At 62.4% G+C, this 16,482-nt stretch carries 15 protein-coding genes; 9 read left to right on the top strand and 6 right to left on the bottom strand.

What is annotated here, in order from left to right:
• Window positions 1-38: 38 nt before the first annotated feature.
• Window positions 39-1,166 (bottom strand): citrate synthase 2, encoded by a 1,128-nt coding sequence (locus AC2ETI_RS08845; protein WP_003940025.1) that lies wholly within the window; start codon window positions 1,164-1,166, stop codon window positions 39-41.
• 246 nt (window positions 1,167-1,412) lie between these two features.
• On the opposite strand from AC2ETI_RS08845, the gene pdxH reads away from it, so the two are divergent.
• The 5 genes from pdxH to AC2ETI_RS08870 all read left to right on the top strand — a co-directional run bounded on the left by pdxH (window position 1,413) and on the right by AC2ETI_RS08870 (window position 6,434).
• Window positions 1,413-2,126: a pyridoxamine 5'-phosphate oxidase gene (gene pdxH / locus AC2ETI_RS08850; protein ID WP_007733483.1), complete on the top strand. Its 714-nt coding sequence runs from the start codon at window positions 1,413-1,415 to the stop codon at window positions 2,124-2,126.
• Complete coding sequence (locus tag AC2ETI_RS08855) at window positions 2,123-3,388, top strand: MFS transporter (protein WP_483633797.1); 1,266 nt, start codon at window positions 2,123-2,125, stop codon at window positions 3,386-3,388. Before pdxH ends, AC2ETI_RS08855 begins: the two co-directional genes overlap by 4 nt.
• 41 nt (window positions 3,389-3,429) lie before the next feature.
• Complete coding sequence (locus AC2ETI_RS08860; RefSeq protein WP_020908787.1) at window positions 3,430-4,377, top strand: aldose 1-epimerase family protein; 948 nt, start codon at window positions 3,430-3,432, stop codon at window positions 4,375-4,377.
• A 358-nt stretch (window positions 4,378-4,735) separates the two neighbouring features.
• On the top strand, window positions 4,736-6,034 hold the full coding sequence (locus AC2ETI_RS08865) for a citrate synthase (RefSeq protein WP_483633798.1): 1,299 nt from the start codon (window positions 4,736-4,738) through the stop codon (window positions 6,032-6,034).
• A 37-nt stretch (window positions 6,035-6,071) separates the two neighbouring features.
• The gene (locus tag AC2ETI_RS08870; protein ID WP_019744913.1) at window positions 6,072-6,434 is read left to right on the top strand and encodes an FKBP-type peptidyl-prolyl cis-trans isomerase; all 363 of its coding nucleotides are present in this window, start codon (window positions 6,072-6,074) and stop codon (window positions 6,432-6,434) included.
• A 92-nt stretch (window positions 6,435-6,526) separates the two neighbouring features.
• Here AC2ETI_RS08870 and AC2ETI_RS08875 read toward each other — a convergent pair whose 3' ends face one another.
• Window positions 6,527-7,288, bottom strand: coding sequence for an ABC transporter permease (locus tag AC2ETI_RS08875; protein ID WP_133727946.1), 762 nt, complete (start codon window positions 7,286-7,288; stop codon window positions 6,527-6,529).
• Window positions 7,285-8,238, bottom strand: a complete 954-nt coding sequence (locus AC2ETI_RS08880; RefSeq protein ID WP_020970481.1) for an ATP-binding cassette domain-containing protein — start codon at window positions 8,236-8,238, stop codon at window positions 7,285-7,287. Before AC2ETI_RS08880 ends, AC2ETI_RS08875 begins: the two co-directional genes overlap by 4 nt.
• Before the next feature lie 93 nt (window positions 8,239-8,331).
• Between AC2ETI_RS08880 and AC2ETI_RS08885 the strand changes: the two genes are divergently transcribed.
• Window positions 8,332-9,135: a TetR/AcrR family transcriptional regulator gene (locus AC2ETI_RS08885; RefSeq protein ID WP_021345270.1), complete on the top strand. Its 804-nt coding sequence runs from the start codon at window positions 8,332-8,334 to the stop codon at window positions 9,133-9,135.
• Here AC2ETI_RS08885 and AC2ETI_RS08890 read toward each other — a convergent pair.
• A complete protein-coding gene (locus AC2ETI_RS08890) occupies window positions 9,070-10,053 on the bottom strand; it encodes a sugar-binding transcriptional regulator (RefSeq protein WP_483633799.1) in 984 nt (327 codons plus the stop codon). The two genes, AC2ETI_RS08885 and AC2ETI_RS08890, sit on opposite strands and share 66 nt — an antisense overlap.
• A 239-nt stretch (window positions 10,054-10,292) precedes the next feature.
• Between AC2ETI_RS08890 and AC2ETI_RS08895 the strand changes: the two genes are divergently transcribed.
• The 3 genes from AC2ETI_RS08895 to AC2ETI_RS08905 all read left to right on the top strand — a co-directional run bounded on the left by AC2ETI_RS08895 (window position 10,293) and on the right by AC2ETI_RS08905 (window position 14,461).
• Window positions 10,293-11,123, top strand: coding sequence for an MIP/aquaporin family protein (locus AC2ETI_RS08895; protein WP_021345269.1), 831 nt, complete (start codon window positions 10,293-10,295; stop codon window positions 11,121-11,123).
• 65 nt (window positions 11,124-11,188) lie between these two features.
• Entirely contained in the window at window positions 11,189-12,697 is a 1,509-nt protein-coding gene (glpK, locus tag AC2ETI_RS08900) for a glycerol kinase GlpK (RefSeq protein WP_483633800.1), read from the top strand.
• Between the two features lie 48 nt (window positions 12,698-12,745).
• Window positions 12,746-14,461: a glycerol-3-phosphate dehydrogenase/oxidase gene (locus tag AC2ETI_RS08905; RefSeq protein WP_020908779.1), complete on the top strand. Its 1,716-nt coding sequence runs from the start codon at window positions 12,746-12,748 to the stop codon at window positions 14,459-14,461.
• Between the two features lie 64 nt (window positions 14,462-14,525).
• On the opposite strand, the gene AC2ETI_RS08910 is transcribed toward AC2ETI_RS08905, so the two are convergent.
• Together AC2ETI_RS08910 and AC2ETI_RS08915 are read right to left on the bottom strand one after the other, a co-directional pair.
• Complete coding sequence (locus AC2ETI_RS08910; protein WP_483633801.1) at window positions 14,526-15,803, bottom strand: sensor histidine kinase; 1,278 nt, start codon at window positions 15,801-15,803, stop codon at window positions 14,526-14,528.
• Entirely contained in the window at window positions 15,800-16,477 is a 678-nt protein-coding gene (locus tag AC2ETI_RS08915; RefSeq protein WP_020908777.1) for a response regulator transcription factor, read from the bottom strand. The genes AC2ETI_RS08910 and AC2ETI_RS08915 overlap by 4 nt, the downstream gene beginning before the upstream one ends.
• Between the last annotated feature and the right edge of the window lie 5 nt (window positions 16,478-16,482).

Genomic DNA, 16,482 nt, shown 5'->3' on the forward strand with positions numbered 1-16,482 from the left:
GTTCTGTACTACCGTGATTGGCGAATTCGAGCGGGGTACTACGCGTGGCTGATCTGGTCCCAGCCCTCGACCGACTCCGGAGTACGGGGCGCCGGGCCGGTGTAGATGGCGGCCGGGCGTACCAGTTTACCGAGACGCTTCTGCTCGAGGATGTGTGCACACCAGCCGGCGGTGCGGCCACAGGTGAACATGGCAGGCATCATGTGCGCGGGAACCTCGGCGAAGTCGAGGATGACGGCGGCCCAGAACTCGACGTTGGTCTCGATCGCGCGATCGGGACGACGCTCACGCAGTTCTGCCAGTGCAGCCTGCTCGAGAGCTGCGGCAGCTTCGTAGCGGGGAGCGTTGAGGCGCTTCGCGGTAGCGCGGAGCACGCGTGCACGGGGATCTTCGGCGCGGTAGACGCGGTGTCCGAAGCCCATGAGCTTTTCCTTGCGGTCGAGGATTCCCTTGACCAGTGCGCGGGCGTCGCCGGTCTTCTCGGTCTCTTCGATCATCGGAAGAACGCGGGCCGGTGCGCCGCCGTGCAGCGGGCCGGACATCGCGCCGATGGCGCCGGAAAGCGAGGCAGCGACGTCGGCGCCGGTGGAGGCGATGACGCGGGCCGTGAAGGTGGAGGCGTTCATGCCGTGCTCGGCTGCCGAGACCCAGTACGCGTCGATTGCCTCGACGTGTGCCGGATCAGGCTCACCCTTCCAGCGAACCATGAAGCGCTCGGTGACCGTCTTGGCCTCGTCGATGCGGCTCTGTGGGACTGCAGGCTGGTAGATGCCGCGAGCGGACTGCGCGACGTACGACAGTGCCATGACGGATGCGCGGGCGAGCTGGTCGCGGGCGGTCTCGTCATCGATGTCGAGGAGCGGCTGGTATCCCCAGATTGGAGCCAGCATCGCCAGTCCGGCTTGGACGTCGACACGGACGTCGCCGGTGTGAATGGGGAGGGGGAAGGGCTCGGCCGGCGGGAGGCCGGGGCCGAAGCGGCCGTCGACGAGAAGGGCCCATACGTTGCCGAAGGTGACCCTCTGGCCGACCAGGTCTTCGATGTCGACTCCGCGGTAGCGCAGTGCGCCGCCGTCCTTGTCGGGTTCTGCGATATCGCTGGTGAAGGCGACGACGCCTTCGAGTCCGCTCACAAAATCGTCCGGTATTGCTGCGCTCGCTGCCATTCTCGTGGACTCTCCTCGTTCGAGTGCGCCAGGTCTACAGTCGCACTGCCTCAGCTTCAGTGACTGCGCCTCGGTGCTCGCAGGGATGAGCACGCACCGTGTTTTGTACTGCGCAATCGTCTCGTCCCGATTCGGTTGCTGTCGCTGGTGCGGCTCGCGGTCCGGGGTCGGGTCTAGCCACGGCAAACTTTAGCGCGTGCCGCGTAGCCGTTGGCCAGTGAGTACCCGGGAGTAGCGTTCTCGGCTGTGTCGAATGAACGTCAGGACCCGCAGGCGGTGGACAACGAACTCGCGGCCATGCGTGTGGGCTATCCGCAAGCAGGCAGCGAATCGGAGTCCGTCGAGGACCGCATGAGTGCGGAATTGGATACCTCGGTCGTCGAGACCGGTTGGCTGCCCCTCATGCGTCAATGGCTTGTGGACGCCGTCGAAGCTGACGCGCCGGAGCCCAACGCCATGACTCTGTCGACGGTGGACGACGGTGGCCGTCCGGCGTCGCGGACCGTGCTCTGCAAAGGGCTCAGCGAAGACGGTGTCCTCTTCTTCACCAACTACGGATCCGACAAGGCTCGTCACCTCGACGCGCACCCGTACGCGTCGGCCAACTTCACGTGGCTGACCCTTGCCAGGCAGGTGATCGTCCGCGGCACCACCGAGCGCGTGAGTGCTCAACTGACGCAGGAGTATTGGCGAACCAGGCCTCGTGGATCGCAGCTCGGCGCGTGGGCGTCGTCGCAGTCTCGTCCGATCGACTCGCGTGCCGATCTCGACGAGCAACTGCGTGAGGTCGCCGCCCGATTCGGTGTGGACGGTGAAATTCCGGTGCCACCGAACTGGGGCGGGATTCTGATTCGGCCCGAGTCCGTCGAGTTCTGGCAAGGACGCGCCAACCGCATGCACAATCGAGTTCGCACGAGCCTGGTCGACGGACAGTGGTCCGCCGTCCGTCTCCAGCCGTGAGCCGGTTACTCGCGGACACGACTCCGCTCGAGAATCGCGACTATCGACGGCTGTGGACGGCCGGCATCGTCACCGTCATCGGCGCTCAGCTCAGTGTGGTCGCAGTACCGCAACAGGTGTACGAGATCACCCGAAGCTCGGCCTACGTCGGTCTGACGGGAATCTTCGGTCTGGTCCCGCTGGTCGTTTTCGGTCTGTGGGGCGGCGCACTTGCCGACGTCATGGATCGACGACGGCTGTTGATGATCACCTCGATCGGACTCGGTGTCACGTCGGTGCTGTTCTGGATCCAGGCTGCTCTGAACGTGAACAACGTGTGGTTGGTGCTCGGATTGTTCTCGGTTCAACAGGCGTTCTTCGCGGTGAACCAACCGACGCGAGCGGCGATCATCCCTCGGTTGATTCCGGGCAGGCAGTTACCTGCCGCGAACTCGCTGAACATGACTGTCGTGCAGTTCGGTGCAATAGCCGGCCCGCTACTGGCGGGTGTCCTCATACCGTCGGCCGGTCTGCAACTGCTGTACCTGCTCGACTCGATCTTTCTGATCGCCACGTTGTGGGCAGTATGGAAGCTCCCGGCGATTCCGCCGACCGGCACGTCTCGGCGGGCCGGGCTGAGCGAGGTCCTCGGCGGTTTCACGTATCTCGCGACGCAGAAGGTTCTGCTCGCGTCGTTTGTGGTGGACATCATCGCGATGGTGTTCGGGATGTCGCGAGCGCTGTTCCCGGAAATCGCACACGAATCCTTCGGTGACCCCGCCAGCGGCGGTTTTGCGCTCGGACTGCTGTTCGCAGCGATGTCGGTGGGAGCCGTTCTGGGCGGAGTGTTCTCGGGTTGGTTGCCACGGGTTCAGTACCAGGGGCGGGCCGTGCTGGTCTGCATCGCGCTGTGGGGGCTGTCCATGGTCGGCTTCGGCGTAGCGGTGTACTTCGCGAGTCCCGGTTCCAGTGTGATTCTGCTCTGGGTGGCGGTTGCATTCCTGGCATTCGGCGGCGCCGTCGACATGGTCTCGGCCGCATTCCGCAGCACGATGCTTCAGCAAGTGGCAACCGATGACATGCGCGGACGACTGCAGGGCGTGTTCATCGTGGTCGTGGCAGGTGGTCCGCGCATCGGTGACGTCCTGCACGGCTGTGCGGCCTTCCTGTTCGGGACCGGTGTCGCGGCAGCGGGCGGCGGCTTCCTGGTGATTGTCGGTGTTGTCCTTTCTGCCCTCGCATTTCCGGCGTTCGTTCGCTACAAGGTGGGACGCGCCGTCTGACGTCCTGGTTAACCGGTCGCTCGTGGTGGAAACTGGTACGTATGACTGCGCCGCACAGCACGGGTAGGGGAGGGTTCGAGATCCGTGGTGGCGGCTATCGAGCCGAGATCGCCGCGGCCGGTGCCGGGTTGCGGCTTCTCGACCACGAAGGTCCGAACGGTCAGCGCGCGCTGACCGAGACCTGGGCGCTCGGATCGAAGCCACCGCTGTCGGCCGGATTGGTTCTCGCGCCGTGGCCCAACCGAATTCGCGACGGGCACTTCATGTTCGACGGCATCGAGCATCAACTCGAGATCACCGAACCTGCGCTGGGGAACGCGAGCCACGGGTTCGTCCGTCGTCGCAATTGGAGCCTCGTGGACCACACCTACGAGCGCGTCGAACTGTCGGTGGACGTCGGACTGCACAAGGGTTGGCCGTATCCGTTGCAGCTGACGATTGCCTATGAGGTCGGTGCCGACGGGTTGACCGTCACGCATACGGCCACGAACAAGGGTGCGACCTCGTCTCCGTTCGGGCTCGGAATGCACACTTTCATTCGCGCCGGCGACTTTCCGCTCGACGAATGTGCGCTGCATCTGGCCGCAGGCACGCGGTTGCCGATCGATCCGGCGAGGATGCTGCCGAACGCGTATTCGCAGGCAGTCGCCGGTACGGATTACGACTTCCGGACACCGAGACTGCTCGACGGGGTTCAGTTGGACACGCCATACAGCGCATTGGACGTCGTCGACGGCAGTGGTCGGACGCAACATGAGCTGCTGGCTCCGGATGGAACGGGCACTGCCCTGTGGACCAACCGCGAGTTCCCGTGGATTCAGGCCTTCATCGCAGATCCCGCCAACGACAAGGGGTATCCCGATCGCGGCCGCGCATTGGCTTTGGAACCGATGACCTGCCCGCCTGACGCCTTCAATTCGGGCATCGACCTCCTGGTGCTTCACCCGGGGCAGACGTGGACGGGTAGCTGGGGCATCAAGGCTCTGTGATCCGGCTCTCATACCGTGGGATCGTGTAACGCCGAGTAGGCATCGGCCGATAGCAATCGGTTTTCGGTACCTCGTGTCAGTGCTCCGGACGGTCCGACATTGGTCCCATTCTCGGATTGCTGCCGAGATTTGCAGATCAGTGTGGGTAAATGCGCGATTCCGTAGACTGGAGTACCGGTCACGCGAGTGGGAAAACCCAGCCTGGAACGTGTTTCAGTTTCGGTGGGTATGTCGGGTTCGTGAGTACCCGAAAAATAGCCGTGGAGCGACCCTCCTTCGGCACGATCTCTCCCGTGCGACTAGTTTCTAGTTGATCGCATGTAGTTACTCGTTGGTTCGAGCTTGAGAGGGATCCTTCGTGCCCGCTGACAATGACACAAAGCCCACGCTTACTTACCCCGGTGGTGAGTACACGATGTCCATTGCCAGGGCAACAGAGGGCAATGACGGCATCGAGCTGGGAAAGCTGCTGGCCACAACGGGGTACACCACCCTTGACCCCGGTTTTGTGAACACTGCATCCACCAGTTCTGCAATCACCTACATCGACGGTGAGCAGGGAATCCTGCGTTACCGCGGATATCCCATCGAGCAGTTGGCAGGTAAGTCGACGTTCATCGAGGTCAGCTACCTGCTGATCTACGGCGAACTGCCGACCGACGCCCAGCTCGAGTCCTTCACGGACCGCATTCGTCGACACACCCTGCTCCACGAGGACCTCAAGCGGTTCTTCGACGGATTCCCGCGCAACGCTCACCCGATGCCGGTTCTCTCTTCCGCAGTGAACGCACTGTCGGCGTACTACCAGGATTCGCTCGATCCCGAGGATCCGGAGCAGGTGGAACTGTCCACCATCCGTCTTCTTGCGAAGCTGCCGACCATCGCTGCGTACGCGTACAAGAAGTCCGTCGGACAGCCGTTCCTGTACCCGGACAACTCGTTGAACCTGGTCGAGAACTTCATGCGTATGACGTTCGGCTTCCCGGCCGAGCCGTACCAGGGTGATCCCGAGGTCGCCAAGGCACTCGACATGCTGCTGATCCTGCACGCAGACCACGAGCAGAACTGCTCCACGTCAACCGTGCGCATGGTCGGCTCGTCGGACGCCAACCTGTTCACCTCCGTCTCTGCCGGCATCAACGCACTGTGGGGCCCGCTGCACGGCGGCGCGAACCAGGCAGTGCTCGAGATGCTCGACGAGATCAAGGCCAGCGGCAGCACCGCAGCCGAGTTCGTCCGCAAGGTCAAGAACAAGGAAGACGGCGTGAAGCTCATGGGCTTCGGGCACCGCGTCTACCGCAACTACGATCCGCGCGCTGCGCTGGTCCGCGAAACCGCGCACACCATCCTCGCCAAGCTCGGCGGCGACGACGAACTGCTCAACATCGCAATGCAACTCGAAGAGGCCGCCCTCACGGACGACTACTTCATCGAGCGCAAGCTCTACCCGAACGTCGACTTCTACACCGGCCTCATCTACCGCGCGATGGGGTTCCCGCCGCGCATGTTCACGGTGCTGTTCGCCATGGGCCGTCTGCCCGGCTGGATTGCGCACTGGCGTGAAATGCACGAGGATCCGGCTACGAAGATCGGCCGCCCGCGCCAGATCTACACCGGCTACACCGAGCGTGACTATCGGGATATCACCACCCGCTAGCCCCTGCCCACAATTTTCGCCTCAACGAGGAGGACCCATGAGTAGCAAGCCCGTAATCGAGTTCCAGGAAGGCCCCGCGCCGACCGATCTGGTCATCAAGGATCTGGTTGTCGGAGAAGGCGCCGAAGCCGTTCCCGGTGGCACCGTCGACGTTCACTACGTCGGTGTCGAGTTCGAGTCCGGTGAAGAGTTCGACTCTTCCTGGAGCCGTGGCGAGTCCATTCAGTTCCCGCTTCGTGGCCTGATCAAGGGTTGGCAGGACGGCATCCCGGGCATGAAGGTCGGCGGACGTCGCCAGCTCACCATTCCGCCGGAGCTGGCATACGGCCCCGCCGGTGCAGGGCACCAGCTTTCCGGCAAGACCTTGGTCTTCGTGATCGATCTGCTGGAAGCCAAGTAATTCACTGTGCGCCTTTATTAACCCCCCGCGGTTAATAAAGGCGCACAGCGCAAGCAGCCCCGCACCGTCAGGTGTGGGGCTTTCTTGTGTGGTCAGCTCGCGGTCTTTCGTCGGTAGAGCCAGTTCGACCACACGAATCCCGCGGCGGCGATGCCCAGGCACCACGCGAGGGCGATGGCCGCGCTGTTCCCGATCGGCGTGCCCATCAGGAGTCCGCGCACCGTCTCGATGATCGGGGTTACCGGTTGGTGCCGGGCAAATCCCTGCAGCCATGACGGCATGGTCTCAGCCGGTACGAAAGCAGTGCTGACGTAGGGCAGGAACATGATGGCGAAGGTGAATCCGCTTGCAGCCTCCGGGTTCTTGGCCAAGAGCCCCAAAGCTGTCGAGAGGTACGACATGGCAAAGACGAAGGCGACGATCACAGCGGCGACGCCGAGCCAGCGCAACGGATCGCTGGTCGGGCGAAATCCCATGATCAGCGCAACGACGACCACGATCGCCGTAGTCAGGACGTTGCGGACGACGCTGGCCAGTACATGACCGGTCAGGACCGACGACGGAGAGATCGCCAGGGTCCGGAAACGGTCGATGACCCCGTCCTTCATGTCGCTCGAGACGCTGACCGCGGTGGTCGAGGCACCGAAACCGGCGCACAGAAGGATGATTCCTGGTACGACGTAGTCGATGTACTCGCTACCGGTGTTGATGGCGCCGCCGAAGACGTAGACGAACAGCAGCATGAGCATGACCGGAAGGGCTATCGCGGTGATCATCGAATCCGGACTGCGCAGAACGTGTTTGAGATTCCGGCGGAGCATCACCGCGGAATCGATTGCAATGGTGGAGGTCATCGAACGCTCGCAATCTCGGGTTGGCCTGATCCGGTGAGCGCGAAGAACACGTCGTCCAGATCCGGAGTGTGAACGGAGAACTTCTCGACGGTGATCGACGGATCGTCGATCGAGTCGAGGATGGCTTTGATCGAAGGAACCGCCCCGTCGGAAGGGATGTGCAGGGTCAAGGTCTCGGCATTCGAATGCGCCTGCGGCAGTGATGCCGCGGCGAGTTCGAGTTGAGCCAGGTTCTCGAATTGCAGAGCGACATGGCCGCCGGGAACAAGGCGTTTGAGTTCGTCCGGTGTTCCCTCGGCGACGAGGCGACCGCCGCTCAGCACGCCGACTGTATCGGCCAATTCGTCTGCCTCGTCGAGGTATTGGGTGGTGAGGAAGATGGTGACGCCTGACGCTGTAAGTCCTCGAACGATCGACCACATTTCGTGGCGGCTCCGCGGGTCCAGGCCGGTGGTGGGTTCGTCGAGAAAGACGACGTCCGGTCGGGCGACGAGGCTCATTGCGATGTCGAGTCGTCTGAGCATGCCGCCCGAGTAGTCGCCGGCGCGTTTGTCGCCGAAGTCCGTCAAATCGAACTGGTCGAGCAATTCCTCGGCACGGCGACGGGAGTTCTTCCGGCCCAGGTGATTCAGTTCGCCCAGTAGGATCAGGTTCTCGAATCCGGTCAGCAAGGTGTCGACGGCCGCGTACTGCCCGGTCACGCTGATGCGCCGCCGAACGTTCTGTGGATCTCCGGGCAGTGAATGCCCCGCGACCGTGACCTCGCCTCCGTCGAAGGGGATGAGGGTGGTGAGAATTCTTACGGCCGTGGTCTTTCCGGCGCCGTTCGCGCCGAGGAGTGCGTACACCGATCCGGCCGGGACCGACAGGTCGAGTCCACCCAGTACCTGTTGATCGCCGTAGCGCTTACGGAGTCCGCGGACCGAGATTGCGGGGATCGTTCCTGACATCGAGACCTCCAAGTAAGAACTGTGTATGTCATAAACTCGTGTTTATAGCGTACACAGTTCTAGGATGATGGCAAGAGTGAAGAGTGGGAGCTTATGGATCGCGGAGCGCTACCGAGAGCAGTTGAACTGGCCTGGGGACTGGACCAGCCGGGAACGCGGGGTCCCAAGAAGGGGCTCAGTCTCGAGCAAATTCTCGACACCGCGATCGAGTTGGCCGACGCGGAAGGTGTCACGGCTCTGTCGATGGGCCGCGTGGCCAAAGCGCTCGGGTTCACGACCATGTCGCTCTACCGCTACGTGGCAAGCAAAGACGAACTGATCGAGCTGATTTCGGATCGGGTGATCGGGCCACCGCCGGTGATTCCCGACGGCGTGACCTGGCGCGTCAAGCTCGAGGCGTGGGCGAATCAGGAGTACGCCACGATGCTGAGTCGACCGTGGTGGCTCAAGCTGCCCATCACGGCTCCACCGACCGGGCCCAACAACATGGCGTGGCTCGACGCGGGTCTGAGCGCCCTCGACGGTGTCGCCCTGAGTGCCGCGTCGAAGTTCCAGGTGGTGACCAACGTGTCGTTGTTCGTCATCGGCCGCGCCCGATTCTCGGCCGACCTGGCTACTCGTTCAGCGCAGTCGGCAGATGACGACGTCGCATACGGTGCTCTCATTGCTCGTGTCATCAATCGGGAGGAATTCCCCCACCTGAGTGCCGCAATCGAGGAGGGCGGCTTCGAGGACGGCAGCCCGGAGGGTGAGGCCGCCGGCGACGATGCCTTCGATTTCAGTTTCTCGCTTGGCTTACTGCTCGACGGAATCGAGAAGCTGGTGCAGCGGTCAGGACACCAGCGCGGTGGCACTGACGTCGTCGATGATCAGGTCGGTGATCAGCCCGCCCCGTAGTGCGCCCTCCAGCGCGGGCAGTTTTGCTGTTCCGGCGACGATGCACACGCGCCTGGCGACCTTCTCGAAAAGGTCCAGTCGTGGGCCGCTCGCGCGCTCGTTGAGTTCGATTCCGCGGTAGCTCCCGTCTGACCGGAAGAATACGGTTGCGATGTCGCCGACTACTCCGTCGCGTCGAAGTGCTTCTGCTTCATCGGGTTCGAGGTATCCGGCGGTGTAGACGTGACTCGGGACGTTGCCGCCCGGTACGCCGATGCTGAAGACTGCCAGGTCCATTCGCTTTTGCATGTCCAGTACGCGTTTGATACTTCGTTCGCGCCACAACTGCTCCCGGGTCTCCGGGTAGTCGAAGAATGCGGGGACCGGAAATCTTTGGGGGAGAGCGCCGTAGGCGTCGGCGATGGTTCTGATGATGTCGCTGGCGTACGAGATTCCGGTGGTGCGAGTGTTCGCTGCGCCGTTGAGTTGCACGACGTACGAGTTGTACGTGCGTTTGGGGGCAAGGTGCTTGCTGACTTCACTGAGAGTGGTTCCCCAGGCGATCCCCATCACCATATCGCTGTCGAAGAACGACGCGAGCAGGCGTCCGGCAAAGGTTGAGACCTTCTCGAGTCGCTCGAGATCGCCCACCAGTTCCGGCACCGTCACCACGTGGGCGCGCACTCCGTACCGTTCCGAGAACTCGCGTTCGATGCGAGGAGCCTGGCCGTGCGGGGTGCTGATCTTGATCTCGACGAGGCCTGAGGTGCGCGCGTAGGTGATCAATCGGGAGACGGTGGATCGGGACACCCCCATGTCGCGGCCGATGGCAGCCATGGTCTGGTCCTGGAAGTAATAGAGGCGTGCGGCCTGAACGGCGTCGGCGATGCGAGGGTCCGCCGGATCGGAGGTAGCGGAGTCGGAAGTGGGAGTTTCCATGGGTTCGTCCTGTCTGCACGTACGTGCAAGAGCACTGAACCGAATCCTATCCGAGTAGAACCAGGTTGAGCCGCTCGATCACGCAAAGTCCCAGAAGTGTGTCTGTTACCCGCGTTACGGTGCGCAAATGACGCATTTGCACATATGTGCACGAGCTATGCGTGAATGTGCAATGGGCTTTACGCTACGGGTGCAGCAATCCAAACTATGACATGCATCACAACGAAGTGAGGGTGGGGATGGAGAAAGCCAAGCGATTGGGGCTTCCAGGCGAGTTGGCAGCCGAGTTCGCCGGAACGATGATCTTGATCTTGTTCGGCGTCGGAGTTGTGGCGCAGGTTGTGTCCGGCGGGAGCGGTGGGGGTCTCGGCGGACACGACAGTATTGCGTGGGCCTGGGGACTCGGCGTCATGTTCGGCATCTATGTCGCAGGCCGGGTGACGGGTGCTCATCTGAACCCCGCAGTGACCTTCGCCTTCGCGATCTTCCGGGGATTCTCCTGGCGCAAGGTGCTGCCGTACACCCTGGCGCAGACCGCTGGAGCCTTTGTCGCCGCGTTGATAGTCCGGTGGAATTACAACGACATGCTCAATGCGATCGATCCCGGACACACAACCGCCACCCAGACGATCTTCTCGACGATGCCCGGAAACGGAACGCTTCCGGTCAGTCTCGGCTCGGCTCTGATCGATCAGATCATCGGCACCGCCATCCTGTTGTTCCTCATCGTTGCAGTCACCGATTCTCGTGGAACTCCGCCGCTTGCGAATCTCGCGCCGTTTGTCGTCGGATTGATCGTGGTGGGAATCGGATTCGCCTGGGCGACCAACGCGGGGTACGCCATCAACCCGGCGCGCGACTTCGGGCCACGACTGGCGTCCTTCATCACCGGCTACGGCAGCGCCTGGCGAGATCAGTACGGGAGCTTGTATTTCTGGGTGCCCATCGTGGGACCCCTGATCGGCGCTCCGATCGGAGTGTTCCTCTACGACAAGCTGGTTGGAAGATTCCTGCCTGACGACGAGTCGGCGGAGGAAGCGACCGAGGAGCCGGCGTCGATACCGGCGTGACCGCGAAACATTATCTCTGACAGTCAATCTCTCGTACTTTCTTTCGATACCAAAGGGGTAGCACGATGACGCAGTTCGTAGCCGCGATAGACCAGGGAACCACCTCCACACGTTGCATGATCTTCGATCACAGTGGGCACGTAGTCGCTGTCGAACAGCACGAGCACACACAGATCTTTCCGCAGGCAGGCTGGGTCGAACACGATCCGATCGAAATTTGGGACAACGTCCGCAACGTCACCGCGGGCGCTTTGGCAAACGCAGACCTGACCGCGGCCGATATCGCGTCCGTCGGCATCACCAATCAGCGTGAGACAGCGGTGGTGTGGGAACGCGCCACCGGAAAACCCGTCTACAACGCAATTGTCTGGCAGGACACACGCACCGATCGAATCTGTACTGCACTCGCCGGCGAGGACGGGCCGAAGAAGTACACCGAAGTCACCGGATTGCCTTTGGCCACGTACTTCTCGGGTCCCAAGGTCAGGTGGATTCTCGACAACGTCGAGGGTGCGCGTGAGAAGGCCGAAGCAGGAGAGTTGTGCTTCGGCACGATGGACACCTGGGTGCTGTGGAACATGACCGGCGGCGTCGACGGCGGAGTGCACGCAACCGACCCCACCAATGCGTCGCGCACCCTGTTGATGGATCTCGACACTCTCGCTTGGGATTCGGCGATCTGCGCCGACATGGGCATCCCCGAATCGATGCTCCCCGAGATTCGCAGCTCGTCCGAAACTTTCGGATTCGTACGCGAACGCGGAACGTTGTCCGGTGTGCCGATCGCCGGAATCCTCGGCGATCAGCAAGCAGCGACTTTCGGTCAGGCCTGCCTCTCACCCGGAGAAGCGAAGAACACCTACGGAACCGGCAACTTCGTGCTCCTCAACACCGGCACCGAAAAGGTGATGAGCAAGAACGGTTTGTTGACTACGGTCTGTTACAAGATCGGTGAGCAGCCAACGGTTTACGCGCTGGAAGGATCGATCGCCGTGACCGGTTCGCTGGTCCAGTGGCTTCGGGACAACCTCGGCATGATCGACAACGCGGCCGACATCGAGGTCAATGCGCGCTCTGTGGACGACAACGGTGGCGCGTACTTCGTGCCTGCGTTCTCGGGTCTGTTCGCACCGCACTGGCGCGCGGATGCCCGCGGTGCCATCGTCGGTCTGACCCGGTTCGTGAACAAGGGGCACCTTGCCCGGGCGGTACTCGAAGCGACTGCGTACCAGAGCCGTGAGGTGATCGAGGCGATGAACCTCGACTCGGGCGTCGACTTGAAGGTACTCAAGGTCGACGGCGGAATGGTCGCGAACGAACTCCTCATGCAATTCCAGGCTGATCTGCTCGACGTCGAGGTGATCCGCCCTGTCGTTGCGGAGACCACGGCATTGGGCGCTGCGTACGCCGCTGGTCTCGCGGTCGGGTACTGGGAGAGCGAGGACGACATTCGCAGCAACTGGGCGAAGGACAAGAGCTGGACGCCGTCGATGGATTCGGCCGAGCGTGAGCGGCTGTACGCAGGCTGGCAGAAAGCCGTCACTCGGACACTCGACTGGGTCGACGCAGACTGATAGCGGCGCCCGAATTTCTACCTATTTTCAAGTGAAGGAACCCTTTTCATGAGCACAGCACAAGCATTGAGTCCGTCCTCGCGGGCGGAGTCGCTGAAGAAGTTGGAAGAAACCGAACTCGACGTCCTGGTCATCGGCGGTGGCGTGGTCGGCGCGGGTAGCGCGCTCGATGCCGCAACTCGTGGTCTGAAGGTGGGCTTGGTGGAGGCTCGTGACTTCGCGTCCGGAACCTCGAGCAGGTCCAGCAAGTTGTTCCACGGCGGACTGCGTTACCTGGAGCAGTTCAATTTTGCGCTCGTGTTCGAGGCACTGCGTGAGCGTTCGCTGGTTCTGAACTCGCTGTGCCCGCATCTCGCGAAGCCGGTGCCGTTCATCTACCCGCTCGAGAAGTTGATCGACCGGCCGTACGTCGGTCTGGGCATCGGCGTCTACGACGTGATGGGCGCAGGCCGCGGGGTTCCCTCACACCACAAGCATGTGGGAAAGAAGAAGACTCTCGAGTCGTTCCCTTCCGGAAAGCGCTCTGCTATCAGGGGTTCGGTCAAGTTCTACGAGGGCCAGGTAGATGACGCCCGCCACACGATGATGCTGGCGCGCACAGCAGCCGAATACGGCGCACTGTGCGTGAACAGCACCCGCGTAATCGGTTTTCTCCGTGAGGAGGACCGCGTTGTCGGAGTGAAGGCAGTGGATCTGGAAACGGGTCGCGCGTTCGAGATCCGTGCTCGTCAGGTCATCAACGCCGCCGGGGTCTGGACCGACGAGATCCAGGAAATGGTCGGTGGGCGAGGGCAATTCCAGGTTCGCGCTTCGAAAGGTGTGCACCTGGTCGTCCCGCGAAACCGCATCAACTCCTCTACCGGAATCATCACGCGGACCGAGAAGAGTCTGCTGTTCGTGATCCCGTGGGGAAGCCACTGGATCATCGGTACGACGGACACCGACTGGAACCTCGACCTCGCGCATCCGGCAGCGAGCCGAAGCGATATCGACTACATCCTCGGACATGTCAACAAGCTGCTCCAGGACGAGTTGACGCACGAGGACGTTGTCGGTGTGTACGCGGGACTGCGTCCGTTGTTGTTCGGCGAATCGGACTCGACCAGCACTCTCTCGCGTGAGCACGCGGTGTCGAGTCCGGTTCGAGGGTTGACGGTGGTCGCTGGTGGCAAGTACACGACCTACCGCGTGATGGCCAAGGACGCAGTCGATTCCGCGGTACACGGACTCGAACAGAAGGTGCCGAAGTCCTGCACCGAGCGTATCCAGCTGGTGGGTGCCGACGGTTATTTTGCCGCACACAACAATCGGCATCTCACCGCTGAGCGCACCGGGCTCCACGTTTCGACCATCGAGCACCTACTCGGGCGGTACGGCACTTTGGCTGACGAGTTGTTCGAACTCATCGAGGCGAGGCCTGAACTGGGGCAGCCGTTGGACTCCGCCCCTGAGTACCTCAAGGCGGAGATTCACTACGCCGCGAGTCACGAGGGTGCGCAGCATCTCGACGACATCCTCACCCGTCGTACCCGCATCTCCATCGAGGTGACCGACCGCGGCGACGCGGCAGCCGCGGAAGTAGCCGAACTGGTTGCGCCGGTGCTGGGTTGGACTCCCGAGCACATTGCCGAGGAGATCGAACACTACCGGTTGCGTGTTGCAGCCGAGCGGGAATCGCAGGAGCAGCCCGATGACCTGACCGCTGATGCGGCGCGCCTTGGTGCACCGGACGTTCGCACCGGAGTCACTGTCGGACAGGTTTGAACCTGAGACACCACTGATCGGCCGGGGCATTGCGTCCCGGCCGATCGGCCGAACTGGCTCGGTGTCAAGCGAACTCGTCTGGCGGGCATTCGGGGAGGTCGATCGTCACCACAGCGCCGCCGTTCGGATGGTTCGAGAAGTTGATACGAGCGCCGATGACCGCCGCTTGCCCGACTACGATCGTCAAGCCGAGGCCCAGGCCCGAGTTCGGGCCGCGTTCGACGCAATCGGTCTGAAATCTCTTCGGCCCCTGACGAAGCCACTCTTCAGTGAACCCGCTGCCCCGATCCCGCACCGTGATGCGGGAGTGGTCGACGTCGACATTGATCGGCGGCTTTCCGTGATTTCGAGCATTCAAGATCAGGTTGGCGATGATCCGCTCGAGCCGACGTGCGTCGGTGTACGACACAGGGGTCCCGTGAACTCTCACTTCGCACTCCACCCCGGTGGTGGAAATCGCGTGGTGAACCACCGGTACCAGTTCCACCGATTGGATGTCAGCCTGCTCGGACGTGGTGTCGAGGCGGGCCACTTCGATGACGTCCTCGGCAAGCCTCCTGAGTTTATGGACGCCGTCGCGCACCAATTCGGTAGGCCTACCTGGCGGCAGAAGCTCTGCGGCGCCGACCAGTCCGGAGATGGGTGTCCTGAGATCATGCGCGATGTTGGCTGTCACGCGCTTCTCGGCGTCCAATTGTCCCCGCAGCGCATCCGACATCGCGTCGACCGCATCCGCCAGCTCGGTGATCTCGTCGTCGAAAAGCGACCAGGTGACCGAGCGGACGCGGATGTTCGCTCCGGTGGACACTTTGCGAGCCGCACGGGCGGCCGAGCGCAATCGATACGACATCGCGAGTCCAAGCAGCACACCCAGGACGGCACCCGCTGCGATCACTGCGATGGTGGCGTTGCGAAGTGTCCGATCGACGCTGGCGATCGATTCCCGCTGCGCGGTGTACGGGACGCGAATCGCCACCACCTGAGTGTTGACGTCGGCAGCAGCCCAGACAAATGGCTGGTCCCCGCTGTTGACAAGGTAGGTGGCACGTTTGCCGCCCGCCACGGCCTGACGCAACTCTTCCGGAACGTCGAGACCATCTGTGGTGGCGCGGAACAGCGCACGCATGCTGCCCGTTTCGTCCTGCAGCACCAGTTGGAGATTGCGATCAGCTGCCGCCCGCGCTGCATCCTCTTGGTTGTGTGAAAAGGTTTGATGCATCACGGTACTGAGCGTGATCGAGGCGACGGCAATCACGAACGTGATGGCCGCCGCGATCTTCCACTGAAACGACAACCGCCTCCCGGTGGACGGGAGCTTGGCGGCGAGATCCCGCGATCTCACCGATGGTTGTCCATCGTGTAGCCGAACCCCCGGACGGTTCGGATCTGTTCGGAGCCGATCTTCGTGCGCAATCGCTGAATGTGAACGTCGACGATGCGCGTATCGCCGCCCCAGTCGTAATCCCAGACGTCCGAGAGCAGTTCGGAGCGAGACCAGACTTTGCGCGGCACACTCACCATGATCAGGAGCAGCTTCATTTCAGTGGGGGTGAGTGCCACTTCGGCGCCCGAACGCGTGACGGTCACCAACTCGCGATCGATCTCCAGATCGCCGAGAGTCACGATGTCTTTCTCCGTACCGGAATGGGATTCGACCCGCCGGAGCACACTTCGGATACGGGCCACCAGGACACCGCTGTCGAAGGGCTTGGTGACGTAGTCGTCGGCACCGGCTTCCAATCCGAGAACGATGTCGACCGGGTCGTCGCGCGCGGACAGCATGATGACCGGCACCGACAGTTCCTCACGAATGCGTCGGCACAGGCTGATTCCGTTCAGGTCGGGAAGCATCACGTCGAGGACGGCGATATCCGGCTTGGCGTCGACCGCCAAATCCATTCCGGTCAACCCACCCGATGCGGTGATCACCCGAAACCCGTTGCGTTCGAGATTCAATTGCGTTGCTTCGCGGATGACAGCGTCGTCTTCGACCAGCAAAATCAACGGATCGGTCATCGGCC

The organism is Rhodococcus sp. MurmanLake-1, assembly GCF_056945715.1.

What these genes read in the sequence shown, in the direction of transcription:
- AC2ETI_RS08845 (WP_003940025.1), bottom strand. Translation starts at nt 1,166, where the DNA reads ATGGCAGCGAGCGCAGCAATACCGGACGATTTTGTGAGCGGACTCGAA.
- AC2ETI_RS08860 (WP_020908787.1), top strand. Translation starts at nt 3,430, where the DNA reads ATGACTGCGCCGCACAGCACGGGTAGGGGAGGGTTCGAGATCCGTGGT.
- AC2ETI_RS08870 (WP_019744913.1), top strand. Translation starts at nt 6,072, where the DNA reads ATGAGTAGCAAGCCCGTAATCGAGTTCCAGGAAGGCCCCGCGCCGACC.
- AC2ETI_RS08875 (WP_133727946.1), bottom strand. Translation starts at nt 7,288, where the DNA reads ATGACCTCCACCATTGCAATCGATTCCGCGGTGATGCTCCGCCGGAAT.
- AC2ETI_RS08880 (WP_020970481.1), bottom strand. Translation starts at nt 8,238, where the DNA reads ATGTCAGGAACGATCCCCGCAATCTCGGTCCGCGGACTCCGTAAGCGC.
- AC2ETI_RS08885 (WP_021345270.1), top strand. Translation starts at nt 8,332, where the DNA reads ATGGATCGCGGAGCGCTACCGAGAGCAGTTGAACTGGCCTGGGGACTG.
- AC2ETI_RS08890 (WP_483633799.1), bottom strand. Translation starts at nt 10,053, where the DNA reads ATGGAAACTCCCACTTCCGACTCCGCTACCTCCGATCCGGCGGACCCT.
- AC2ETI_RS08895 (WP_021345269.1), top strand. Translation starts at nt 10,293, where the DNA reads ATGGAGAAAGCCAAGCGATTGGGGCTTCCAGGCGAGTTGGCAGCCGAG.
- glpK (WP_483633800.1), top strand. Translation starts at nt 11,189, where the DNA reads ATGACGCAGTTCGTAGCCGCGATAGACCAGGGAACCACCTCCACACGT.
- AC2ETI_RS08905 (WP_020908779.1), top strand. Translation starts at nt 12,746, where the DNA reads ATGAGCACAGCACAAGCATTGAGTCCGTCCTCGCGGGCGGAGTCGCTG.
- AC2ETI_RS08915 (WP_020908777.1), bottom strand. Translation starts at nt 16,477, where the DNA reads ATGACCGATCCGTTGATTTTGCTGGTCGAAGACGACGCTGTCATCCGC.